Source organism: Burkholderia sp. 22088, assembly GCF_052045915.1.
GTDB classification, from domain to species: Bacteria; Pseudomonadota; Gammaproteobacteria; order Burkholderiales; family Burkholderiaceae; genus Burkholderia; species Burkholderia cepacia.
In genome coordinates this window covers 337,959-358,759 of the sequence record NZ_JBQEPY010000004.1, presented here as the reverse complement: position 1 = coordinate 358,759, position 20,801 = coordinate 337,959, and the positions used below count along the sequence as shown (strand labels likewise).

The following is a 20,801-nucleotide window of genomic DNA, read 5'->3' as shown; positions in this document are numbered from 1 at the left end:
GCGAAGGGGTATCGGGCATGCTCATGCCTCCTCCGCGAGCCGTGCCAGCAGCGCCTTCAGCGCCAGCGCGCGGTGGCTGTGCGTGTTCTTCACGGCCGGTTCGAGTTCGGCGGCCGTCGCGCCGAGCGAAGGCAGATAGAAATACGGGTCATAGCCGAATCCGTGCTCGCCGCGCGGGGTATCGACGATTTCGCCCGCCCAGCGCCCTTCGGCGAACAGCGGCTCGGGGTCGTCCGCATGGCGCACGAGCGCGAGCACGCAGCAGTAGTATGCGCGCCGGTCGTCGACGCCGCGCAGCTGCTCGACGAGATACGCGTTGTTCGCCGCATCGCCCTTGTCGCGGCCCGCGCGCTGCGCATAGCGCGCCGAATAGACGCCCGGCGCGCCGCGCAGCACGCGCACGCACAGGCCCGAATCGTCGGCGATCGCCGGCAGCCCGGTGAGCCGCGACGCGTGACGCGCCTTCGTCAGCGCGTTCTCGATGAAGGTGCCGAACGGCTCTTCCGCCTCGGGCACCGCGAGGTCGCCCTGCGGGACGATCTCGATGCCGACGGTCGAGAACAGCGCGGTGAATTCGCGCAGCTTGCCGGCGTTGTTCGACGCGAGGACGATGCGCGACAGCGGCGCGATGGTGTGGTCGTCCGGCATGTCAGGCGCCCAGCACGTCTTTCTGAAGCTGCACGAGTTCGGCGATCCCGCCTTGCGCGAGGTCGAGCAGCGCGTTCATCTCGGCGCGCGAGAACGGCACGCCTTCGGCCGTGCCCTGGACTTCGACGAAGCCGCCGGCGCCCGTCATCACGACGTTCATGTCGGTATCGCAGCGCGAATCTTCCGCGTAATCGAGGTCGAGCACGGGCGCGCCTTCGTACACGCCGACCGAGATCGCGGCGACGTGGTCGGTGATCGGCGAGCGCGTGAGCTTGCCGGCCGCGATCAGCGTCGACACGGCGTCGTGTGCGGCGACGAACGCGCCGGTGATGCTCGCCGTGCGCGTGCCGCCGTCGGCCTGGATCACGTCGCAGTCGATGTGGATCGTGCGCGGGCCGAGCGCCTCGAGGTCGAACACGGCGCGCAGCGCGCGGCCGATCAGGCGCTGAATTTCCTGCGTGCGGCCGGTCTGCTTGCCGCGTGCGGCTTCGCGGTCGCTGCGCGTGTGCGTCGCGCGCGGCAGCATGCCGTATTCGGCGGTCAGCCAGCCTTGCCCGCGGTCGCGCAGGAAATCGGGCACGCGTTCGGAGACGCTCGCGGTGCAGAGCACCTTGGTGTCGCCGAATTCGACCAGCACCGAGCCTTCGGCGTGTTTCGTGTAGTGGCGCGTGAGGGCGACCTTGCGCAGTTCGTCGGCGCGGCGGCCGCTCGGGCGGGAAACGGAGGACGTCATGTGGGAATCGCGGAACGAGAGGAAACCCCGATTTTAGCGCCGAACGGCGGGCTTGCCCGGCGGGGTGGTTCCCAAAAATGGGATAATGCGCGCTTCCCGCCCCGCGCTTTCCGATGCGCCGGGCGCCTCGACATATCCCCGCCCGCGAGGGCACCCAGACGGCGAGACGAACCATGATCTACAGCATGACGGGCTACGCGAGCGCGACGCGCGAACTCGCGACGGCCACCGGTAACGGCGGCACCAGCGTGTCGGTCGAACTGCGCACCGTGAACTCGCGCTTCCTCGACCTGAATTTCCGGATGCCGGACGACGTGCGCGCGTGCGAACCCGCGCTGCGCGAAATGCTGATGAACAAGCTGTCGCGCGGCAAGGTCGACATCCGCATCAACCTGCAGCGCGGCGAGCAGAGCATCGGCGCCGGCGCGCTGAACCAGTCGGCGCTCGGCCAGCTCGCCGAACTCGAGCGCTCGGTGCTGGACACGTTCCCGGGCGTCGGCCGCCTGCGCGCGGGCGAGATCCTGCGCTGGCCCGGCGTGATCGCCGAAAGCGGCGTGTCGGCGGAAGCGATCCGCGACGCGGTGCTCGCGTGCGGCAAGGAAGCGATCGGCGAGCTCGTCGTCGTGCGTTCGCGCGAAGGCGCGCAACTGGCGACGATGCTGCTGTCGAACGTCACCGAGATGGAAGCGATCGTCGCGCGCATCACGCCGCTCGTGCCGGAGCTGATCGCGAAGCATCAGCAGAAGATCGTCGAACGGCTGCAGGAAGCGCTCGGCATCGCGGCGCCCGAAGGCAGCGCGACGATCGTCACGCGCGAGGAAGCCGCGGAGCGCATTCGTCAGGAAGTGACGATGTACGGGATCCGGATCGACATCGCGGAAGAGCTGTCGCGTCTCACCGCGCACCTGAACGAAACGCGTCATGTGATCGAGAAGGGCGGCCGCGTCGGCAAGCGTCTCGACTTCATGATGCAGGAACTGAATCGAGAAGCAAACACGCTCGGCTCGAAGGCGGCGGCGAAGGAACTGGCCGACGCATCGATGGCGCTCAAGCTGTTGATCGAGCAGATGCGCGAGCAAGTGCAAAACCTGGAGTAACAGAGATGAAACGACCCCCACGCTCACTATGTTCGCTGCCCCCCGAGGGGGCGGCCAGCCTCCTTGGGGCTGCCCGGCGGAGGCAGTCATGACCGATTCCCATCGCGACGTCCACGCGTCGCATTCGCTGCACGGCGGCGTCTATCCCGGCAACCTGTTCATGGTCGTCGCGCCGTCGGGCGCCGGCAAGTCGACGCTCGTGAACGCGCTGCTGTCGAAGGACAACGACATCTGCCTGTCGATCTCGTACACGACGCGCAAGCCGCGCCCGGGTGAGCAGGACGGCCGGCACTATCACTTCACGACGGTCGAGGATTTTCGCGCGCGTCACGCGGCGCACGAATTCCTCGAGAGCGCGGAAGTGCACGGCAACTACTACGGCACGTCGCGCGTCTGGATCGAAGAGCAGATGAAGAACGGCCACGACGTGCTGCTCGAGATCGACTGGCAGGGCGCGCTGCAGGTGAAGAAGCAGTTCCGCAACGCGGTCGGCATCTTCATCCTGCCGCCGTCGCTCGACGCGCTCGAGGAGCGCCTGAAGAAGCGCGGCCAGGACGAACCGAACGTGATCACGCGCCGCCTGCTCGCCGCCGGCAGCGAGATCGCGCACGCGTCGGAAGCGGAATACGTGGTGATCAACGAGAATTTCGAGCGTGCGCTCGCGGAGCTCGAATGCATCGTCGCCGCCACGCGCCTGCGCTTTGCTTCGCAGTACGCGCGACACACGGAGCTGTTCATCGAGCTCGGCATCCATCTGCCCCACGCGGAATGACGCGGGGGACGAGGGACATAAGGTAGAATAAGGACTATATTCAGAAGGAATTACCAACATGGCTCGCATTACCGTCGAAGACTGCCTGAAGCAAATCCCGAACCGCTTCGAATTGGCGCTCGCCGCCACCTATCGCGCGCGGCAGCTCGCGCAAGGCCATACGCCGAAGATCGAAAGCCGCGACAAGCCGACCGTCGTCGCGCTGCGCGAAATCGCTGCCGGCCAGGTCGGCGTCGAGATGCTGAAGAAGGTGCCGGTGTAACGCGCATCCGGCCCGTTCCAGCCATGTAATCCACGCGCGCAACGACTCGACCTGGAGGCGAATATGAGCACCACCCCATCGTCCGCCTCCGCGGATTCGACCACCGAAGCCACGGCCCAGTCGCCTGCGCGCCAGTACATCGACGCGGTCCTCGAACAGTCCTTCCGGCATCTGTTCGGGCCGACCGCCACACCGGAGCAGCCGCGCAAGCACGGCGTCGTTTCGATTGCGAAACTGACGGCCGTGCTGGCCGAGTATCTCGCTCCGGAAGAAATCAAAGAGGTCAAGGCGGCGTTCCACTTCAGCGACGAAGCCCACCTCGGTCAATATCGCCAGAGCGGCGAACCCTACATCACCCATCCCGTCGCCGTCGCGGAAATCTGTGCCGGCTGGAAGCTCGACGCACAGGCCGTCATGGCTGCGCTCCTGCACGACGTGATGGAAGACCAGGGCGTGACCAAGAGCGAGCTGGCCGAACGGTTCGGCCCGAAGGTCGCCGAACTGGTCGACGGCCTGTCGAAGCTCGACAAGATGGAGTTCCGCAGCCGCGAGGAAGCGCAGGCGGAAAACTTCCGCAAGATGCTGCTCGCGATGGCACGCGACGTGCGCGTCATTCTCGTCAAGCTCGCCGACCGCCTGCACAACATGCGCACGCTCGGCGCGGTGCCGATGGAAAAGCGCCGCCGCGTCGCGCGCGAGACGCTCGATATCTACGCGCCGATCGCGCACCGCCTCGGGTTGAACAACACGTATCGCGAGCTGCAGGACATGAGCTTCGCGAACTTCAACCCGCATCGCTACGCGACGCTCGAGAAGGCCGTCAAGGCGGCGCGCGGCAACCGCCGCGAAGTGATCAGCAAGATTCTCGAGGCCGCGCAGCGCGCGATGGCCGACGCGAAGATCGACGCCGAGATCACCGGCCGCGAAAAGACCATCTACAGCGTGTACCGCAAGATGCGCGACAAGCAGCTGTCGTTCTCGCAGGTGCTCGACGTGTACGGTTTTCGCGTCGTCGTCGACAGCCCGCTCGACTGCTACACGTGCATCGGCGCGCTGCACGCGCTGTACAAGCCCGTGCCCGGCAAGTTCAAGGACTACATCGCGATCCCGAAGATCAACGGCTATCAGTCGCTGCACACGACGCTCGTCGGTCCGTTCGGCGCACCGATCGAGTTTCAGGTGCGCACGCGCAAGATGCATGAGATTGCCGAGGCGGGCGTCGCCGCGCACTGGCTGTACAAGAACGGCAGCGCCGATCTCAGTGACGTGCAGAAGCGCGCCCACCAGTGGCTGAAGTCGTTGCTCGACATCCAGAGCGAAGCCGGCGATTCGAGCGAATTCCTCGAGCACGTGAAGATCGACCTGTTCCCCGATGCGGTCTACGTGTTCACGCCGAAGTCGAAGATCATGGCGCTGCCGCGCGGCGCGACGGCGCTCGATTTCGCGTATTCGATCCACAGCGATCTCGGCAACCAGTGCGTGGCCGTGAAGATCAACAACGAGCTGCTGCCGCTGCGCACCGAACTGAAGAGCGGCGACATCGTCGAGGTGATCACCGCTCCGTATTCGAAGCCGAACCCCGCATGGCTCGGCTTCGTGCGTACCGGCAAGGCGCGTTCGGCGATCCGTCACTACCTGAAGACGATGCGCCTGAACGAGTCGGTGCAGCTTGGCGAGCGGCTGGTCGACCAGAGCCTGAAAGGCTATGGTCTCGCGCTGGCCGATGTCGAGCCGGAGGTGTGGGAGAAGCTCGTGCAGTGGACGGGCAACAAGAGCCGTCAGGAAATCTTCGCGGACATCGGCCTCGGCCGTCGCGTTGCCGCGGTGATGGCCAAGCGCATCGAGGTGCTGATGAGCGGCCGCGACGCGGACGACGATCTGCCGAAGTCCGAGCGGCATCCCGCGCACCATGCGCCGCCGGTCGTGATTACCGGCACCGAAGGGATGTCCGTGCAGTTGTCCGCGTGCTGCCGGCCGATTCCGGGCGACGCGATCATGGGCTACATCGGCATCGGCCTGGGGATGGCGATTCATACGACCGATTGCCGCGTGGCGCAGCGGATTCACCGCCGCGATCCGGGCCGCTGGATCGACGTCGAATGGGCGCCGCAGCCGGGCCGCCTGTTCGATGTCGCGGTGAAGGCGCTCGTGAAGAACACCAAGGGTATCTTTGCGCGCGTGGCGGCGGACATCACGTCGGCCGACGCGAACATCGTGCATATCGCGATGGACGAGGATCTGACACACGAATCGACGGTGCTGCGCTTCGTGATCCAGGTCAGCGACCGCGTGCATCTCGCGAACGTGATGCGGCGCGTGCGGACCAATCCGGACGTGATGCGGATCATGCGCGAGCGTTCGACAGACGACGGCGCGCATGCGCGCCATGACGGCGGCATGCGGATCGAGCGCGAACGGCAGGATTATTGATGCTTGCCAGCACAAGCGGGCGATTGATCGACGGCGGCCAATATGGCCGCCGTTTTCATTTGTGCGGTACGAAGAGCGAACGTGCGGCGTGGCTGGACAAGGGTGCCTGTAACCGGGCCGTGTCGGGAGCAAGGGAAGGGGAGGCGGAAAAGAAAAAGGGCTTTCCCGGAGGAAAGCCCTTTTAAGGTGGCGCGGCTGGCAGGATTCGAACCCACGACCCCTTGGTTCGTAGCCAAGTACTCTATCCAACTGAGCTACAGCCGCACGCAAAACGGTACTGCTTGACTGTCGGAACCTTCTGCGATGGGAAGGCCCCCAAAAAAGTGGCGCGGCTGGCAGGATTCGAACCCACGACCCCTTGGTTCGTAGCCAAGTACTCTATCCAACTGAGCTACAGCCGCACGCAAAACAAAACTTCTACTGCTTCGAACTGAAAGGGCCTTCGGTTCAGAAGGCCCTCGAAAAAAGTGGCGCGGCTGGCAGGATTCGAACCCACGACCCCTTGGTTCGTAGCCAAGTACTCTATCCAACTGAGCTACAGCCGCACGCAGAAGAGAAATTATAGCAGGGTTGTATAAAAAGGGAAGCCTTATTCGCGAATTGTTCTGCGCGGCCTTGCCGGGGCCCCCATCGTGTACCCTTGGAGCATCAGTCATCCACGTTGAATCTGCATCATGAACAAGGCGTTTGTCAAAGAGTCGGACGGCGACGACGACGATCTCGACCAGGCCCAGCCCGCGATCCCGGCGGGCGCGAAGAACTACATCACGCCGGCCGGCCACAAGCGGCTGAGGGACGAACTGCTGCACCTGATCGACGTCGAGCGTCCCGAGGTCGTGCGGCTCGTGTCCTGGGCCGCATCGAACGGCGACCGGTCGGAAAACGGCGACTACATCTACGGCAAGCGACGGCTTCGCGAGATCGATCGCCGCATCCGCTTCCTGACGAAGCGGCTCGATCTTGCCGAAGTCGTCGATGCGAGCCGGCAGGAGAATGTCGACCAGGTGTTTTTCGGTGCAACGGTCGATTACGAGACGCCGGACGGCGAGGATCATACGATCACGATCGTCGGGATCGACGAGGTCGATCTGGATCGCGGCTGCGTCAGCTGGATTTCCCCGGTTGCGCGTGCGCTGATCAAGGCGAAGATCGGCGATACCGTCATGCTGATGACGCCGGCCGGCCCGCAGCCGATCGACGTGCTCGACGTTCGCTACCCGCCGCGGGACAACGCCTGAGCGATACCCGGTGCAGTCCGGCAAAGAAAAAGCGCCCCGACGGGGCGCTTCGTCATCCGGCATGCAGCGGATGTGGCGGTCGCTCAGAAGCGATGGCGCATGCCGGCCGTGACCGCGATCTGCTTGTTGGTCGATGACGCGGCGCCCAGACCGTTGATGTTGGCGCCGAGGTCGAGGCCGTCGTTGTTGACCTTCTGGAACTCGCCCTGCAGGTAGACGTCGGTGCGCTTCGACAGCGCATAGTCGGCTTGCAGGTTGAACTGGTGCCAGGTCGGCTTGTCGCCGGCCAGGCGGCCCTGCGTGTACGTGTAGGAGCCGGCAAGCGACAGTGCCGGCGTCAGCGCGTAGCGGCCGTTGAGTTCGTAGTTGCTGAAGCGCGCGGTTCCGCCGAGGCCCGTGATGCCACCGGACACGCCGGACTGCCCCGCGCTGATTGCGCGGATGCCGGTGAGGCGCGTCTGCGTGAACACGAAGCCGACCGTGGCCGGGCCGAACCCGTAGTTCAGGCCGGCGCCCCAGGTGCGTTGCACGCGCGAGGCGAAGGTCCAATCGCCGGTCACCGCGCCCGGGTCGGTCGCGGCCTGCGCGAGCGCGTTCACATCGCTGTTCAACTGCAAGTAGGCCGCGGCGAAGTTGAAGCCCAGGTAGCTGTACGACACGCCGCCGCTATAGGCGCGGTTGTTCGCGAAAGACGTCGAGTTCGAGAACCCGTACAACGCACCGAACTTGAGTCCGCCGTAGTTCGCGCTCTGATACTTGACCGAGTTGTTGATCCGGAACGAGTTGTTCAGGTTGTCGTTGTCGAACGGGTGAGCGAACTGCGTGCCGCCGTACTGGGTGCCGGTCAGCGACAGCGGCCCGAGATAGTCGACGACGCTGTCGTACTGCCGGCCCAGCGTCAGCGAACCGTAGCTGTTGTGTGCGAGACCGACAAACGCTTGCCGGCCGAATTCGCGGCCGTTCTGCTTCAGCGCGCCGTTATTGATGCCGAAACCATTTTCCAGCGTGAAGATCGCTTTCATGCCGCCGCCGAGATCTTCGGTGCCGCGCAAGCCCCAGCGGCTGCCGTTGACCGAACCGCTCGTTTCCTGCCAGGCGCTGTGGCCGTGCTGATTGTTCGTGTAGGTGATGCCGGCGTCGATCAGGCCATAGAGCGTCACGCTGCTCTGGGCATGGGCTGCCGTAACGAATACACCCGACAACGCGGTGACGATCAGAGTTTTTTTCATGGATCTGTCTCCAAACAGGATGATGTCGATCGAACCTGCTGCGGACTGGCATGTTGTGCTTGACGCTGCGGCCGGTCCGGCAGAGCGGCGGTGCGCTTTTCAAAAAGCCATCTGCAGTGTAAGGAGTGCGTGGAGCGGGGATGGGGCGCGCTTTAAGCAATAATGTATTTTGGAATCCGCAAAGATCTAGGGGGGAGCGCAAACGGTTGTCCAGCAAGGGTTTGCGGCGATGCAGCGAAAGAAAATGGCGCTCAGGACTGCGTAACGGACGTTGCGCGATCGCGACAGGTAATCACCAGCAGGCGACGGCGGTCATAGCGCGATTATTGACACATCGGCAATAGAGGTTTGTGTGGAGCATGGATAATGAAAGGTTGTTCTCTCGCTATACTGCGATCTCTGCTTTCCGAAGCAGACTTTTTCGTTGACGGAAAAGATCTCCAAACCTTTGTCGGCGCGACTTCCCAGTCGCGCTTTTTTTTTGCCCCGCCGCTGCGCACTACTGCGTGTACGAGCGCCGCTTGCGCTTGGCCGCAGGCGCGGCCTCCTTGGCTTCGTTCGGGGGCGGCGTGTATGTCCAGTCTTCCATCACGTAGTGACGGGCATCGAGGGGCGATGCAAGCAGGTTCTGCCAGTGATCGCCGTGCCAGGTCGTATCGAACTCGGTGTCGCACGGCGCTTCGCGCGCGGACTCTGCCAGGGCGCGGGACTTGCGGCGTACGCGCCCAAGCCGGCTCGCGAAGCGCTTGATTCCGTCCAGCCACATGACCTTCTCCTTCCTTCCGGCATTGGATGAGCATCGCAATGTACCCGCATTTCCGCAACCCGGAAAAAACCCGAGGATTTTACCGAGGCGATTTGTCCCCGGTAGAAATTTCGTGGCCGAGATTATCGGAGCTTCCACCCCGGTAATGTTGACAGGTTTTTGACTCGAATCAATTAATAAAAGGCGATGGTGTACCGATTCCAATGCCATTAGCACTATTTTGATAAAACGATCATCAAAAATTTTCTTGACGCACCCGGATTGTCCAATTTATAAAGTCAGCACTCCGTCCTCGGGCGGCGTGCTGGTGCTGGTGCAGTTGCTGGCGCGATGTTTCGGGATTTCGGGAAACGGCTATAAAAATAGCTTCTTTGATCTAATCGAGTGGGGAACGAAGACATGGATACCGGTATCGTGAAATGGTTTAACGATGCTAAAGGTTTCGGCTTTATTACGTCGGACAATGGTGGTGAAGATTTGTTTGCGCACTTTTCCGAAATCAAGATGGACGGCTTCAAGACGCTGAAGGAAAACCAGCGTGTTTCGTTCGACGTGAAAGTCGGGCCGAAAGGCAAGCAGGCAGCGAATATCCAGGCCGTCTGACGCGCCACGCATTGCCGATCACGTCCGGCCCCCGCATGGCGGGGGCTTTTCATTTTCCGGGGACGGAACAATACGGTTCGGGCTGGCCGCGAACAGGGATGCCGGTGCATACTCACGGAAGCATCGTTTCCCAGTCTTTTCATGTCCGATTTCCCCCGTCCGTCCGATCCGGCCAGCGAACAGCCGCTCGTTTTCGTCGACCTTGAAACCACCGGCGGCTCGCCCGCCGAACACCGCATCACCGAAATCGGCGTGGTCGAAATCGGCCCGCTCGGCGTGTCGACGTGGACGACGCTCGTCAACCCGGGGCAGTCGATTCCGCCGTTCATCCAGCAACTGACGGGTATTTCGGACGAGATGGTGCGCGACGCGCCTTCGTTCGCATCGCTGGCGCCGGCCTTGTTCGAGCGGCTCGACGGCAAGCTTTTCGTCGCGCACAACGCGAGCTTCGACCGCGGTTTCCTGCGGGCCGAATTCGAGCGCACAGGTTTCGCGTTCAATCCCGACGTGCTGTGTACGGTGCGGCTGTCGCGTGCGCTGTTCCCGCGTGAAGCGCGGCACGGGCTCGACGCGTTGATCGAGCGCCACGGCCTCGTGCCGGCTGCGCGCCACCGGGCACTGGCGGATGCCGACCTCCTGTGGCAGTTCTGGCGCCAGTTGCACGACATCGTGCCGCTCGAGCGGCTGCGCGATCAGATCGCGCGCACGACGCGCCACTTCCGTCTGGGCGGCGACCTGACCGAAGCCTGGCTCGATACCGCGCCGGCCGGGTGCGGGGCGTACGCACTGTTCGGGGAGGGCGACGCGCCACTGTACGTCGGCCGCAGCGTACGCGTGCGGCAGAGGCTGCGCGCGTTGTTGACGGGAGAGCGTCGGTCGTCGAAGGAAATGCGGCTTGCGCAGCAGGTACGGCGCGTTGAATGGCGCGAGACGGGTAACGAACTGGGGGCGATGCTCGCGGAAGCGCAATGGATCGCCGGGCTGCGTCCGTCGTACAACCGGCGCCCTGCGGCCGACACGACCCGTGTCGGCAATGCACCCTGGCCGTTCGAAGGCGCCGTTGCGTTCGAGGCGAGCGGCGAGCGCCGCCTGTTTCATGTGATCGATGGCTGGCGCTATCTCGGCGTCGCGGAATCGCTCGACGCGGCCGCGCGGCTCGCGGCCGACGGGGCAGCCGGCGCATTCGAACCCTTCACCCACCGCCTGCTGCAGACGCATCTCGCGCGCGGCCTGCAACTGATTCCGCTCGCCGCACTCACGCCTGCGGGCCAAGCGGGTTGACCCGGTGCGACCGCCGTATCAGCCGATCGCGCTTGCGCCGCCGGCCGAGCAAACGTGCGACAACGCGGTGTCGAGCGCCTGCGTCTGCGTGGAGTCGTAGCGCGTGAGCGTCTTCCAGTTCGCAATGCTGCGGGCGAGCCGTGCCTGACAATCAGGCGCATCGCGCAGCGGTGCAACCTGCGTGAGCCCCGTGAGCATTTTCTGCGTCAGCCGGTCGAGCGCCGGGCGCGTGCTGGTCGCGAGATCGGGAGGCGTGCCTTCCGGCGGCCGCGTCGTGCGCCAGGTTGCGAACAGGGCGTTCTGCACATCCTTGCTCGCCGCGATCTGATCCTCGAAGAACGTCCGCGCGAACGCGGGATCGACGCCGGCCTGTGCCGCGCGCTTCCCGACCGATTCGAGCAGCGCCGCTTCGCGCGGGCGGTCCTCGATTGCCTTGTGATTCGCCCATTTCCATCGAGCCACCGGCTCAGCGAGCGCGAGGCGCTGCGACGCGAGTGCGACGATGTTGGTGAGGGCGGTGTCGTCGCCGTCTGCAACGGCGATGCGCGGGGACGAAAAGAGGGCGACGCCGAGCGCGGCGACAGCGACGCTGGCACGAATGGCTTGCTTCATCGGAACGATCGGGAGAGCCGGGCGGGCCGGACGTGGAAAACCAGAAGGATAGACGAAGACAGTCGCGCGGCGTAGCGACGCGACAGAGGAATCAGCAGGCGAGCTGATCCAGCACCGTCAGGCTGTTGCGGCCCGGGTGCGAGGCGAGTTGCGCGCGATGCGCAATGATGAACCGCACGATAGCGATGATCGACACGTGGCGGTTACAGAACCGAACAGGCGTTCACTTCGGCGAGTACAGCTTGTGCTGCTCGTCGAAGAATGCCCGTACGTGGTCGGGCAATTCGGCGAGGAATTCCACGCCGACGGGTTCCGGATCCGGGCTCATCACTTGCTCCGGCGGTGGCATGCGAGTTGGTCTTTCGTCCATGGTCATTTCTCCAGCAGGTTCGATGATTATCATCCTCGCGCTTGGATTTATGCCAGTGGCGAATCGTTAGATTTTGTCTCTGTTGTATTAACGGCACATGCGCTCGGACGCGCGCTGCGATGCCGACTATCGAGTCGTGCGGAATCGGCAACAATCGGGCCGCTTGTTATACTTGCGCGCACTTTTTCCTGCACCGCGATGAAACGAACGACGCGATGGATCGGCCTCGTATGGCTGGCGCTGGTACTGAACGTACTGTCGCCCGTCGTCGGCTATGCGCGTCTCGCCTCGAGCGGCTCCGGCGAGCTCACGCTCGAGTTGTGCAGTGCAGCGGGCGCCCGCCAGATCGTGCTCGCGCAGGCCGGAGGCGATCACGATGCGCCGTCGTTCGACCATGCCGGCGTGCCGCACTGCGTGTACTGCCCCGGCTTCGCGGCGAACGTGGCGCTCGGTACGAGCCTGCCCGCGCTGCCGGGTTTCGTGCGGACGTTCGCCTACCGCGCGGCAGCACCCGTCATTCCCGATTGCCCCCGCAAGGGTATCCGTCTCGCGCAGCCCCGCGCGCCGCCTGAAAACGCTCCGATCTGATTGATGTCGTCCGCGCGCCCCGGTGGCGCGCGTGCCGCTCGCGGCCGGGCCGCGTGCCGCGCCGTCCGTGCGTGGTGCGCGCGCTCGTGTCCGGCGGCGTTCGATCACGTTTTCAGGAATCCCCTCATGTCCTCCTCCTTCGCCGCGCGGCCGTCGCGCGGGCGGCTCGCGCTCGCATGCGCGGCCGCTTTCGCGTGGCCTGTCGCCCATGCGGCTTCAACTGACGACACGCGTGTCGACACTGCCCGCCGTGGTGTCGAGCGTCCCGCCGATACCGTCGCGCCGGCATCCACTGCCGCAGCCGTTTCGCCGGTGCCGGCCGGCAGTACGCTGACCGCGGTCAGCGTGACCGCGCAGCGGCAATCGGTCGATCCGGATATGCCGGCCGTCGTCACGTCGATCACGCGCGAGCAGATCGAATCGCATACCAACGTCACCACCGAGGACGCGCTCAAGTACGCACCGAACCTGATGGTCCGCAAGCGCTATATCGGCGACCGCAACAGCGTGTTCGCCGGTCGCGACTTCAACGAGCTGCAGAGCGCGCGCGGGCTCGTCTACGCCGACGGTGTGCTGCTGTCGAACCTGCTCGGCTCGAGCTACGCGTACCCGCCGCGCTGGTCGCTGATCCCGCCTGACGATATTGCGCGCGTCGACGTGCTCTATGGCCCTTTTTCCGCGCTGTACCCGGGCAACTCGATCGGCTCGACCGTGCTGCTCACGACGCGCCGGCCGGAAAAGCTCGAGGCGTCGCTGTCGACGCAGTTCTTTACGCAGCGCTACCACGACGGCTACGGATTCGCGGACAGCCTCGGCGGCAATCACCAGACCGCGCGGATCGCGAACCGCGTCGGGCGGTTCTGGTTCGCGCTGTCGCTCGACCGGCTCGAGAACAACGGTCAGCCGATGCAATATGCGAGCCCCAATTCGGCGTACAACCCGAAGCTCGGCGCCGCCGTGCCCGTGAGCGGCGCCGCGACCGACATCGGGCCCAACGGCAAGCCGCGGACGATCGTCGGCGCGCAGACGATCGAGCGGACCGAACAGCTCAACGAGACGATCCGGATGGGCTACGCGTTCACCGAGCACGTCGATGCGACGCTCACGCTCGGGCATTGGGAGAACCATTACCGGCAGCACGGCGAAACCTTTCTGCGCGATGCGGCCGGCAATCCGGTCTACGGCGGCAACGTGTCGATCGGTGGCCAGAACATGACCGTTGCGCCGAATGCCTTCGCGCCGCAGCGCGGCGACCAGGAGAACTGGCTGTACGCGCTCGGGCTGAACGGCCGGTTCGATTCAGGCTGGCGCCTGTCGGGCGTCGTGTCCGCGTACGACGTGTCGCGCGACGTGCAGCGCTCGGCGTCGACCGTGCAGGGCGGTGCCGGCACCCTGTTCCAGGGGGACGGCACCGGCTGGCGCACGCTCGACCTGAAGGCCGAGGCGCCGGAAGTGAAGGGCCACACGTTCACGTTCGGCTACCACTACGACAACTACTTCCTGCGCAACGTCACGTACAACACGGCCGACTGGCTGGCCGGGCCGACCACGTCGCTCGCGAGCACCTATCGGGGCGACACGCGCACGCAGGCGCTGTTCGGGCAGGATGCGTGGCGCTTCGCACCGGGCTGGCTCGCGACGCTGGGGCTGCGCTACGAACGCTGGGATGCGTACGGCGGCGCGCTCGGCAACGCGAGCGGCACGCTCGGTTATGCGGATCGCAGCGCGAATGCGTTGTCGCCGAAAGTCGCGTTGCAATGGGATGCGGCCGACGTCTGGCGCTTCCGGCTGTCGTTCGCGACGGGCACGCGTTACCCGACGGTCGGCGAACTGTTCCAGGGCACGATCTCGAACAACGCAATCGTCAACAACAACCCGAACCTGCGGCCGGAAAAGGCGATCGACTGGGACTTCACGGCCGAGCGCGACGTGGGTGTCGGCGTCGTGCGTGCCAGCGTGTTCCAGAGCGATCTGCGCGATTCGATCTACAGCCAGACGACGGTGTCGGGTGCGACGACGGTGACCAACATCTCGAACGTCGATCGCGTGCGCGTGCGCGGTGTCGAACTTGCGTTCAGCGGCGAGAACGTCGGGCTGCGCGGCCTCAGTCTCGACGCGAACGTGTCGGCGAGCAACGCGCAGATCCTCGCCGATGCCGCGAATCCCGCTTACGTCGGCTCGCGCTTTCCGCGTATTCCGCGCATGCGTGCAAACCTGCTCGCGTCGTACCGCTTCGACGAACACTGGCTCGCGAGTGTCGGCGTGCGCTATTCGGGCCGCCAATTCAACACGCTCGACAACAGCGACGTGAACCCGGACGTCTACGGCGGGACGAGCTCGTTCACGATCGTCGACCTGAAGGCGCGCTACCGCTTCGACCGTCACTGGACCGCGTCGGTCGGCATCGACAACCTGACGGACCACCGCTACTACGTGTTCCACCCGTATCCGGGCCGTACTTTCTACGGAGAACTGAAATGGTCACTGTGAAATCGCTCGCGGCAGGCGGCGCGCTGTGGTGCGCGTTGCTGTCGACTGCCGGGGCGCACGACACCCACGTCCTGCCGAAGGCCGCCGATTCGCGCGCCGCGCACATGAGCATGCAGGCTGCGCCCGCGCAGCAGAAGCAGCCGCTCGCGACGGGGGCGGCATTCGACGCGCATCACCGGCTGTGGGGCGCGTGGGTCGAAGGCGCGCATGTCGTAGTCGCGCAGTCCGAAGACGCAGGCCGCACGCTGTCCGCGCCCGCCACCGTCAACGCGATGCCGGAGCCGATCTACACGAGCGCCGAGAATCGTCCGAAGATCGCTTCGAGTCCGGACATGCAGTTCGCGATGGTCGCAATGGATGTGTACGACGACAACGGCCCGGCGATCTCCCGGGCACTCGCGCAGATGCATCTGCCGCCGCAGGTCGCGCAGTACGCGAACGCCGAGCCGATGCCCGAGCGGCTGAGCGGCTGAGCGGCTGAGCGGCTGCGCGCGGCGCTCGATGCGGGATGGAGAGGGGAGATGCTGCGCACCGTATGGATCGGGCGCGATGGCGCACGCGAAGCGCGCAGCGGATTGCTGACGGCCGACGTGCTCGACGGCGGGTTGCAGCGCGCCAGGCGCTGAACGGGCCGGTGGCGCGCGGCGAACGGGCCGCGCGCCGGCCTGATGCGAAAACGCGCCCGAAGGCGCGTGGAGAGAAGCGTCAGGCCGCTCGCTTGAATAGCCGGATCACGAACAGCAGGATCACCGCACCGACGACCGCGACGATCACCGATCCGATGAAACCGCTGCCGATGCTGATTCCGAGCAGCCCGGCGAGCCAGCCGCCGATCACTGCGCCGACGATCCCGACGATGATGTCGACGATCAGCCCGAAGCCGCCGCCCTTGACGAGCAAGCCGGCAAGCCAGCCGGCGATCGCGCCGATGATGAGCCACATAATCAAGCCATGAGTCATGGTGGTCCTCTCCTTGTGTTGTGTCGAATGACCGGACGTCGGCTGTCGCCGCAAGCTGAATGAAGGCGGCATTGCGACCCGCCGCGCCGCCCACGCAATGTAACGCGATAGACGGGTCGGAATCGTTAAGTAATGTTATGCACCCGTAACCGGATTTTCCAGGGAATTCGTCTGCATACGGCGAGGCTGGCGCACGGGCGATGCGCGGCGAAATGAATCTGTAAGGAATGACTGCCGGTGAAGCCGGTCGGCCGTGAGCGTCATCGTCCGAGCGTCGAAGCCTGCATGCCCGCAGAGGGCAATCCGTCGCTTGCGTCGGCAATCAGCCGTGCGACGGTCGCGGTGTCGCCGATCGCCTCGATCGACAGCAGTGCGAAGCGGGCGAGAAAGAGCGATGCATCGGCTTCACCGATCCGCGTCATCGTGCGGCACAGGTCGGTGTAGAGGGTGTCGCGTTCGGTATCCGTCATCATGCGGTCTCCTGAGGATCGGTCGATGCGCAAGGATGGAGTGCGCGTTCGAGTGCGGCGGCCACGTCGCCGGCGCGCGCGTCGTGCCAGCGGCCGAGTACGTGACCGTCCGGACGCACGAGATAGACGGTGCCGTCGCGCGCGCCGTACATGTCGAACAGCCGGCCGCCGACGTCATGGCCGCCGCAGGCCGGTTGCCGTGGCGCCGCATGCCGTGCGAGCGTGACGAGCGCGAACGGCATCCGCGCAGCCTGCAGGCGACGTTCGAGATCGGCCAGCGTCGCCTCGGGCGCGCCGTCGGCGGTGAAGCAGAATGCGGTGAAGCGCGGAGCGACGAGGTCGGTCAGGTGGCCGCGGCGCACGTCGCTGCCGTGTGCCGTGTACAGCATCAGCGGGCATTCGGCGAGCACCGTGCCGGGCGCGGGGCCGGCCGAAAACGTGTCGCGTTCGGCCGCGTTGAGCGACGACGTCGCATACGCGATGGCCGTCGTCTGGCGCGGATTGATCAGCGAGCGCAGCGCGGGATGGCGGACCGCGAGCGACAGCACGGCCTTGCGCATCAGTTCGAACGCGAACGACGGCGGCGCCATGAACTCGGTGCTCTTGGTGCCGTAGCGGAGGTTCTCGTGCGTCGCGAACACGCGTTCGTCCGAGTAGCTGTCGAGCAACGTGTCCGATGCGAGTCCGCGCGTCACGTACGCGAGTTTCCATGCCAGGTTGTCGGCATCGTCGATGCCCGAGTTCGCGCCACGCACGCCGAAGATCGGCACGAGGTGCGCAGCGTCGCCGCAGAACAGCACGCGACCGTGTCGATAGCGTTCGAGTGTCAGTGCGTTCGCCTTGTAGATCGTGATCCAGATCGGCGACCAGTCGCCGCGCTCGCCCATCATGTCGAGCAGGTTCTGCACGCGCGGGATCACGTTCTCCGGTTTCACGGCGGCTTCGGCATCCTCATCGTCGCGCAACTGATAGTCGATCCGCCACACGTTGTCGGGCTGCTTGTGAACGAGCACCGTCGAGCCCGGGTTCGACGACGGGTCGAAGTACGCCAGTCGTTCGGTCGGCCGGTCGCTGTCGAGCGCGATGTCGACGATCACGTAGCGGCCCTCGTAGCTCGTGCCGCGGAGCGACAGGCCGAGCGCGTCGCGCATCGTGCTGCGCCCGCCGTCGCACGCGACGACCCGGTCGGCGTCGAGTGCGTAGCCGCCGAGCGGCGTGTCGACGTCGAGTCGCACGCCGTCCGGTTGCCGGGTCACACCGGTGACTCTCGTCTGCCAGCGGATCTCGATGAGTTCGCGGCGGCGCAGCGCGGCGTCGAGCAGGAACTGTTCGATGTGATACTGCGCGAGATTCACCATCGGCGGCAGCTTCTGGTTTTCGTCCTGCGGCATCGTGAAACGCAGCACTTCGTCGCGACGGTAGAAGCTGCGCCCGCCGGTCCACGGCAGCCCCTTGCGCAGGAAGTCGTCGAGCGCACCGAGCCGCTCGATGATCTCGAGGCTGCGCCGCGAGATGCAGATGGCGCGGCTGCCGTGGCCGACTGCGTCGTCGGCCTCGATCAGCACGCTGCGGATGCCGTGGTTCGCAAGGCCGAGCGCGACGGCCAGGCCGACGGGGCCGCCACCGACGATCGCAACGCGATGCCGGTGCGTATCGATACCGTCGTCGCAGGCCGGCAGATGCGCGGGATGGCGCTCGGCGACGAACGGGTAGGGCTTGAAGTCGATATCCATCGTTGGCTTCCAGGGTTGTCCGGTTCGACGTGCGCGCATCGACGCAAAGATGCGCGCAACAGGTCGGGACAGTATGGAAGCCGGTCGTGCGTCGGTTGTCCCCAATTCGGGTACAGCGAGGGGCTCAACGCAGGCCGCGACGTTTCACGGCTGCATGCACAGCGCAAACAGCTCGCGCTGGCTCGAGATGCCGAGACGCCGGTATGCGCGCTTCTGGTAGGTGACGACACTCGATGCCTTCACGCCGATCGTCTCGCCGATCTCGTGCGCGGTCTGGCCGTCGAGTACGCCGCGCAGCACGTCGAGCTCGCGCTTGGACAAATCGGGGCATGCATGGCGCAGTCGCGCGAGCATCCGTTGCGGGATACCGATCTGCGCGGCACCGGCGAGCGCGTAGTGATGCCTTGCGGCCTGCGCGATCAGCGGCGCGAGCGCTTCGATCGCGGCGATCTCGCGCGGCTGGAATGCGCCGCTGCGATGCGCGCGGTACAGGTTGATCGACAGCCACGTCGCATCGCCGGGCTGCATCAGCAGCGCCAGCCGGTCGGAAACGTCGGGGCCGCGGTAGCACGCGGCACGATACGCTTCGTGATCGATCTCGTCGCCGGCCTGCTGGTGCAGCAGCAGATCGTGGCGGTGTGTGCCGCGATGGGCGGTCGACACGATCTGCTGGTTGCCGTCGAGTGTGTAGAAATGTCGTGCGTAGGTGTCGGCGAGATCGCGCAGGTAGCGGCCTCCGCGATGATCGGCGACCGACATCGTGCGCGGGCGATTGCCGAACTCGTACGCGAAGATCGTGCACTGCGTGATGGACAGCGCGTCGTCGAACAGCTTCAGGATTTCGGCCGCGAATGCGTTCGGCTCGTTGCCGCCGATCGCGGCGACGAGGCGCGTTGCGCGGGACACGTCCAGCTGCGCGGCGAGATTCACTCGCTCGAGACGCCAGGTGCGCATGAAGAAGGGGGCGAGGGTGGAGTGTCCGGCGATTGTAGTCGTCGGCGCGTGATACGGGAGTCCGGGGATGCCCGCAAGCGGACTGGGTGAGGCGAGAGGGCGGGCGCACGATTTCGGCGCCGGAAAAGAGAAAAGGCCTGACAAGCGATGCTTGTCAGGCCTTTATGTCTTGGTGCCGGAGATAGGAGTCGAACCTACGACCTTCGCATTACGAATGCGCTGCTCTACCAACTGAGCTACACCGGCAGCAGAGAAATGAAATTATATGGTGATTTCCGGGATCTTGGCAATAGGTTTTGCGAAATTTTTTTCAGCTTGCTGCTGCTGCTTCGCGAAACCATCGATCCGGCGGACTTCCCGCTTTCACTTCACTGTGATGCGACCGGTCAGGGCCACATCAAGAGGCGCGATTGTACTTGCGCATCGCACCTCCGTCTAGTGCTGCAGTGCAATTATTTTGCTTCGTCGTGATAGCCGGTCACGCGCTCGACTTCGTTCTTCGAGCCAAGGAACACGGGCACGCGCTGGTGCAGGCCCGTCGGCTGGACTTCCATGATGCGCTGCGTGCCCGTCGTCGCGGCGCCGCCCGCTTGTTCGACGATGAACGACATCGGGTTCGCTTCGTACATCAGGCGCAGCTTGCCCGGACGATCGGGCGTGCGCTTGTCGGCCGGGTACATGAAGATGCCGCCGCGGTTCAGGATCCGGTGTACGTCGGCGACCATCGAGGCGATCCAGCGCATGTTGAAGTTGTCGCCGCGCGGGCCGTCCTTGCCGGCGTTCAGTTCGTCGACGTAGCGCTTGACCGGGTCGTACCAGTGGCGCGCGTTCGATGCGTTGATCGCGTATTCGCGCGTGTCGGCCGGGATCTGCATGTTGCTCTGCGTGAGCACCCACGAGCCGACTTCGCGGTCGAGCGTGAAGCAGTTCACGCCGTTGCCGGTCGTCAGCACGAACACCGTCTGCGGGCCGTACACGGCGTAGCCGGCCGCGACCTGCTGCGTGCCCGGCTGCAGGAACGATTCCTCGGTTGCCTGCTTGCCGTCCGGGCAGCGCAGCACCGAGAAGATCGTGCCGATCGACACGTTCACGTCGATGTTCGACGAACCGTCGAGCGGATCGAACACGAGCAGGTATTCGCCGCGTGGGTAGTTCGCCGGGATCGGGAAGAAGGTTTCCATTTCTTCCGATGCCATCGCGGCGAGGTTGCCGCCCCATTCGTTCGCGTCGAGCAGGATCTCGTTCGACAGGATGTCGAGCTTCTTCTGCACTTCGCCCTGGACGTTCTCGCTGCCGGCGGTGCCGAGCGCCTCGCCGAGCGCGCCCTTCGACACGTTGTAGCTGATCGCCTTGCACGCGCGTGCGACGACTTCGATCAGCAGGCGCAGGTCGGCGGGGAGGTTGTTGGTCTCACGTTGCTGTTCGATCAGGAACTTCGACAGCGTGGTGCGGCGGGCAATGGACATGACAGACTCCAGAAGGCCAAAGAATCCTTGAATGGCCGCAATTTTACCCGTCGCGCCTCCCGTGCCGCCGGCTTTTTTCGTCCGGTTACACGGCCGGGC

General features: G+C 65.1%; 21 protein-coding genes, 4 tRNA genes and 2 pseudogenes. 12 read left to right on the top strand and 15 right to left on the bottom strand.

The window, feature by feature from the left end; all coding sequences use genetic code 11:
- Nucleotides 1–21 precede the first annotated feature (21 nt).
- The gene (gene rdgB, locus ACTJLD_RS10030) at nucleotides 22–648 is read right to left on the bottom strand and encodes an RdgB/HAM1 family non-canonical purine NTP pyrophosphatase (RefSeq protein ID WP_027788105.1); all 627 of its coding nucleotides are present in this window, start codon (nucleotides 646–648) and stop codon (nucleotides 22–24) included.
- Nucleotide 649: 1 nt separating this feature from the next.
- On the bottom strand, nucleotides 650–1,381 hold the full coding sequence (gene rph, locus ACTJLD_RS10025) for a ribonuclease PH (protein WP_059695881.1): 732 nt from the start codon (nucleotides 1,379–1,381) through the stop codon (nucleotides 650–652).
- Nucleotides 1,382–1,554: 173 nt separating this feature from the next.
- Between rph and ACTJLD_RS10020 the strand changes: the two genes are divergently transcribed.
- From ACTJLD_RS10020 to ACTJLD_RS10000, 5 genes are all read left to right on the top strand, one after another.
- Nucleotides 1,555–2,478 carry a YicC/YloC family endoribonuclease gene (locus tag ACTJLD_RS10020; RefSeq protein ID WP_059529547.1) on the top strand — a complete coding sequence of 308 codons (924 nt, stop codon included), beginning with the start codon at nucleotides 1,555–1,557 and terminating at the stop codon, nucleotides 2,476–2,478.
- Between the two features lie 88 nt (nucleotides 2,479–2,566).
- Nucleotides 2,567–3,250 (top strand): guanylate kinase, encoded by a 684-nt coding sequence (gene gmk / locus ACTJLD_RS10015; RefSeq protein ID WP_027788102.1) that lies wholly within the window; start codon nucleotides 2,567–2,569, stop codon nucleotides 3,248–3,250.
- A 58-nt stretch (nucleotides 3,251–3,308) separates the two neighbouring features.
- Nucleotides 3,309–3,512: a DNA-directed RNA polymerase subunit omega gene (gene rpoZ / locus ACTJLD_RS10010; protein WP_006025620.1), complete on the top strand. Its 204-nt coding sequence runs from the start codon at nucleotides 3,309–3,311 to the stop codon at nucleotides 3,510–3,512.
- Nucleotides 3,513–3,575: 63 nt separating this feature from the next.
- Complete coding sequence (locus tag ACTJLD_RS10005; protein WP_021164124.1) at nucleotides 3,576–5,942, top strand: RelA/SpoT family protein; 2,367 nt, start codon at nucleotides 3,576–3,578, stop codon at nucleotides 5,940–5,942.
- Complete coding sequence (locus tag ACTJLD_RS10000) at nucleotides 5,942–6,127, top strand: hypothetical protein (protein WP_155637381.1); 186 nt, start codon at nucleotides 5,942–5,944, stop codon at nucleotides 6,125–6,127. The genes ACTJLD_RS10005 and ACTJLD_RS10000 overlap by 1 nt, the downstream gene beginning before the upstream one ends.
- Nucleotides 6,128–6,129: 2 nt before the next feature.
- Here ACTJLD_RS10000 and ACTJLD_RS09995 read toward each other — a convergent pair.
- From ACTJLD_RS09995 to ACTJLD_RS09985, 3 genes are all read right to left on the bottom strand, one after another.
- Nucleotides 6,130–6,206: transfer RNA gene (locus tag ACTJLD_RS09995), tRNA-Arg, on the bottom strand.
- A 60-nt stretch (nucleotides 6,207–6,266) separates the two neighbouring features.
- Nucleotides 6,267–6,343: transfer RNA gene (locus tag ACTJLD_RS09990), tRNA-Arg, on the bottom strand.
- A gap of 67 nt (nucleotides 6,344–6,410) precedes the next feature.
- Nucleotides 6,411–6,487, bottom strand: a tRNA-Arg gene (locus ACTJLD_RS09985).
- 129 nt (nucleotides 6,488–6,616) lie between these two features.
- Between ACTJLD_RS09985 and greB the strand changes: the two genes are divergently transcribed.
- Entirely contained in the window at nucleotides 6,617–7,180 is a 564-nt protein-coding gene (gene greB, locus ACTJLD_RS09980; protein WP_060372277.1) for a transcription elongation factor GreB, read from the top strand.
- An 83-nt stretch (nucleotides 7,181–7,263) separates the two neighbouring features.
- Here the strand turns inward: greB and ACTJLD_RS09975 are convergent, their stop codons facing one another.
- Nucleotides 7,264–8,409: a porin gene (locus ACTJLD_RS09975; RefSeq protein WP_060083963.1), complete on the bottom strand. Its 1,146-nt coding sequence runs from the start codon at nucleotides 8,407–8,409 to the stop codon at nucleotides 7,264–7,266.
- 499 nt (nucleotides 8,410–8,908) lie between these two features.
- A complete protein-coding gene (locus ACTJLD_RS09970; protein ID WP_027788099.1) occupies nucleotides 8,909–9,175 on the bottom strand; it encodes a hypothetical protein in 267 nt (88 codons plus the stop codon).
- Nucleotides 9,176–9,574: 399 nt separating this feature from the next.
- On the opposite strand from ACTJLD_RS09970, the gene ACTJLD_RS09965 reads away from it, so the two are divergent.
- Both ACTJLD_RS09965 and ACTJLD_RS09960 read left to right on the top strand, forming a co-directional pair.
- Entirely contained in the window at nucleotides 9,575–9,778 is a 204-nt protein-coding gene (locus ACTJLD_RS09965; RefSeq protein WP_011351289.1) for a cold-shock protein, read from the top strand.
- 141 nt (nucleotides 9,779–9,919) lie between these two features.
- Entirely contained in the window at nucleotides 9,920–11,059 is a 1,140-nt protein-coding gene (locus tag ACTJLD_RS09960) for an exonuclease domain-containing protein (protein ID WP_440658633.1), read from the top strand.
- Between the two features lie 18 nt (nucleotides 11,060–11,077).
- Here ACTJLD_RS09960 and ACTJLD_RS09955 read toward each other — a convergent pair whose 3' ends face one another.
- Both ACTJLD_RS09955 and ACTJLD_RS09950 read right to left on the bottom strand, forming a co-directional pair.
- Complete coding sequence (locus ACTJLD_RS09955) at nucleotides 11,078–11,671, bottom strand: chorismate mutase (protein WP_027788097.1); 594 nt, start codon at nucleotides 11,669–11,671, stop codon at nucleotides 11,078–11,080.
- A gap of 223 nt (nucleotides 11,672–11,894) precedes the next feature.
- Entirely contained in the window at nucleotides 11,895–11,999 is a 105-nt protein-coding gene (locus ACTJLD_RS09950; RefSeq protein ID WP_162269111.1) for a chorismate mutase, read from the bottom strand.
- A 240-nt stretch (nucleotides 12,000–12,239) separates the two neighbouring features.
- Here ACTJLD_RS09950 and ACTJLD_RS09945 point away from each other — a divergent pair, with 240 nt between their 5' ends.
- From ACTJLD_RS09945 to ACTJLD_RS09930, 4 genes and pseudogenes are all read left to right on the top strand, one after another.
- Nucleotides 12,240–12,629, top strand: a complete 390-nt coding sequence (locus ACTJLD_RS09945) for a DUF2946 domain-containing protein (RefSeq protein ID WP_048024310.1) — start codon at nucleotides 12,240–12,242, stop codon at nucleotides 12,627–12,629.
- A 126-nt stretch (nucleotides 12,630–12,755) separates the two neighbouring features.
- Nucleotides 12,756–15,119, top strand: coding sequence for a TonB-dependent receptor (locus ACTJLD_RS09940; RefSeq protein ID WP_440658632.1), 2,364 nt, complete (start codon nucleotides 12,756–12,758; stop codon nucleotides 15,117–15,119).
- A pseudogene (locus ACTJLD_RS09935) lies at nucleotides 15,107–15,451 on the top strand (exo-alpha-sialidase); the annotation flags it as partial. The gene ACTJLD_RS09940 and the pseudogene ACTJLD_RS09935, both read left to right, overlap by 13 nt.
- Nucleotides 15,446–15,745, top strand: a pseudogene (locus ACTJLD_RS09930) (TlpA family protein disulfide reductase); the annotation flags it as partial. The pseudogenes ACTJLD_RS09935 and ACTJLD_RS09930, both read left to right, overlap by 6 nt.
- A gap of 79 nt (nucleotides 15,746–15,824) precedes the next feature.
- On the opposite strand, the gene ACTJLD_RS09925 reads toward ACTJLD_RS09930, so the two are convergent.
- The 6 genes from ACTJLD_RS09925 to ACTJLD_RS09900 all read right to left on the bottom strand — a co-directional run bounded on the left by ACTJLD_RS09925 (nucleotide 15,825) and on the right by ACTJLD_RS09900 (nucleotide 20,702).
- Nucleotides 15,825–16,079 carry a GlsB/YeaQ/YmgE family stress response membrane protein gene (locus ACTJLD_RS09925; RefSeq protein WP_027788093.1) on the bottom strand — a complete coding sequence of 85 codons (255 nt, stop codon included), beginning with the start codon at nucleotides 16,077–16,079 and terminating at the stop codon, nucleotides 15,825–15,827.
- Nucleotides 16,080–16,339: 260 nt separating this feature from the next.
- Nucleotides 16,340–16,552, bottom strand: coding sequence for a hypothetical protein (locus tag ACTJLD_RS09920; protein WP_027788092.1), 213 nt, complete (start codon nucleotides 16,550–16,552; stop codon nucleotides 16,340–16,342).
- Complete coding sequence (locus tag ACTJLD_RS09915; protein WP_440658631.1) at nucleotides 16,549–18,282, bottom strand: FAD-dependent oxidoreductase; 1,734 nt, start codon at nucleotides 18,280–18,282, stop codon at nucleotides 16,549–16,551. Before ACTJLD_RS09915 ends, ACTJLD_RS09920 begins: the two co-directional genes overlap by 4 nt.
- A 144-nt stretch (nucleotides 18,283–18,426) precedes the next feature.
- Nucleotides 18,427–19,236 carry a helix-turn-helix transcriptional regulator gene (locus tag ACTJLD_RS09910; protein ID WP_440658630.1) on the bottom strand — a complete coding sequence of 270 codons (810 nt, stop codon included), beginning with the start codon at nucleotides 19,234–19,236 and terminating at the stop codon, nucleotides 18,427–18,429.
- Between the two features lie 170 nt (nucleotides 19,237–19,406).
- A tRNA-Thr gene (locus tag ACTJLD_RS09905) sits at nucleotides 19,407–19,482 on the bottom strand.
- A gap of 206 nt (nucleotides 19,483–19,688) precedes the next feature.
- The gene (locus ACTJLD_RS09900; protein ID WP_006485729.1) at nucleotides 19,689–20,702 is read right to left on the bottom strand and encodes a class 1 fructose-bisphosphatase; all 1,014 of its coding nucleotides are present in this window, start codon (nucleotides 20,700–20,702) and stop codon (nucleotides 19,689–19,691) included.
- Nucleotides 20,703–20,801 lie beyond the last annotated feature (99 nt).

Coding starts and splice junctions, on each gene's coding strand:
- ACTJLD_RS09965 (WP_011351289.1), top strand. CDS start 9,575: ATGGATACCGGTATCGTGAAATGGTTTAACGATGCTAAAGGTTTCGGC.
- ACTJLD_RS09970 (WP_027788099.1), bottom strand. CDS start 9,175: ATGTGGCTGGACGGAATCAAGCGCTTCGCGAGCCGGCTTGGGCGCGTA.
- ACTJLD_RS10005 (WP_021164124.1), top strand. CDS start 3,576: ATGAGCACCACCCCATCGTCCGCCTCCGCGGATTCGACCACCGAAGCC.
- rph (WP_059695881.1), bottom strand. CDS start 1,381: ATGACGTCCTCCGTTTCCCGCCCGAGCGGCCGCCGCGCCGACGAACTG.
- ACTJLD_RS10000 (WP_155637381.1), top strand. CDS start 5,942: ATGCTTGCCAGCACAAGCGGGCGATTGATCGACGGCGGCCAATATGGC.
- ACTJLD_RS10020 (WP_059529547.1), top strand. CDS start 1,555: ATGATCTACAGCATGACGGGCTACGCGAGCGCGACGCGCGAACTCGCG.
- ACTJLD_RS09950 (WP_162269111.1), bottom strand. CDS start 11,999: ATGAGCCCGGATCCGGAACCCGTCGGCGTGGAATTCCTCGCCGAATTG.
- greB (WP_060372277.1), top strand. CDS start 6,617: ATGAACAAGGCGTTTGTCAAAGAGTCGGACGGCGACGACGACGATCTC.
- ACTJLD_RS09955 (WP_027788097.1), bottom strand. CDS start 11,671: ATGAAGCAAGCCATTCGTGCCAGCGTCGCTGTCGCCGCGCTCGGCGTC.
- ACTJLD_RS09920 (WP_027788092.1), bottom strand. CDS start 16,552: ATGATGACGGATACCGAACGCGACACCCTCTACACCGACCTGTGCCGC.
- gmk (WP_027788102.1), top strand. CDS start 2,567: ATGACCGATTCCCATCGCGACGTCCACGCGTCGCATTCGCTGCACGGC.
- ACTJLD_RS09945 (WP_048024310.1), top strand. CDS start 12,240: ATGAAACGAACGACGCGATGGATCGGCCTCGTATGGCTGGCGCTGGTA.
- rpoZ (WP_006025620.1), top strand. CDS start 3,309: ATGGCTCGCATTACCGTCGAAGACTGCCTGAAGCAAATCCCGAACCGC.
- ACTJLD_RS09915 (WP_440658631.1), bottom strand. CDS start 18,282: ATGGATATCGACTTCAAGCCCTACCCGTTCGTCGCCGAGCGCCATCCC.
- ACTJLD_RS09925 (WP_027788093.1), bottom strand. CDS start 16,079: ATGACTCATGGCTTGATTATGTGGCTCATCATCGGCGCGATCGCCGGC.
- ACTJLD_RS09910 (WP_440658630.1), bottom strand. CDS start 19,236: ATGCGCACCTGGCGTCTCGAGCGAGTGAATCTCGCCGCGCAGCTGGAC.
- rdgB (WP_027788105.1), bottom strand. CDS start 648: ATGCCGGACGACCACACCATCGCGCCGCTGTCGCGCATCGTCCTCGCG.
- ACTJLD_RS09975 (WP_060083963.1), bottom strand. CDS start 8,409: ATGAAAAAAACTCTGATCGTCACCGCGTTGTCGGGTGTATTCGTTACG.
- ACTJLD_RS09900 (WP_006485729.1), bottom strand. CDS start 20,702: ATGTCCATTGCCCGCCGCACCACGCTGTCGAAGTTCCTGATCGAACAG.
- ACTJLD_RS09940 (WP_440658632.1), top strand. CDS start 12,756: ATGTCCTCCTCCTTCGCCGCGCGGCCGTCGCGCGGGCGGCTCGCGCTC.
- ACTJLD_RS09960 (WP_440658633.1), top strand. CDS start 9,920: ATGTCCGATTTCCCCCGTCCGTCCGATCCGGCCAGCGAACAGCCGCTC.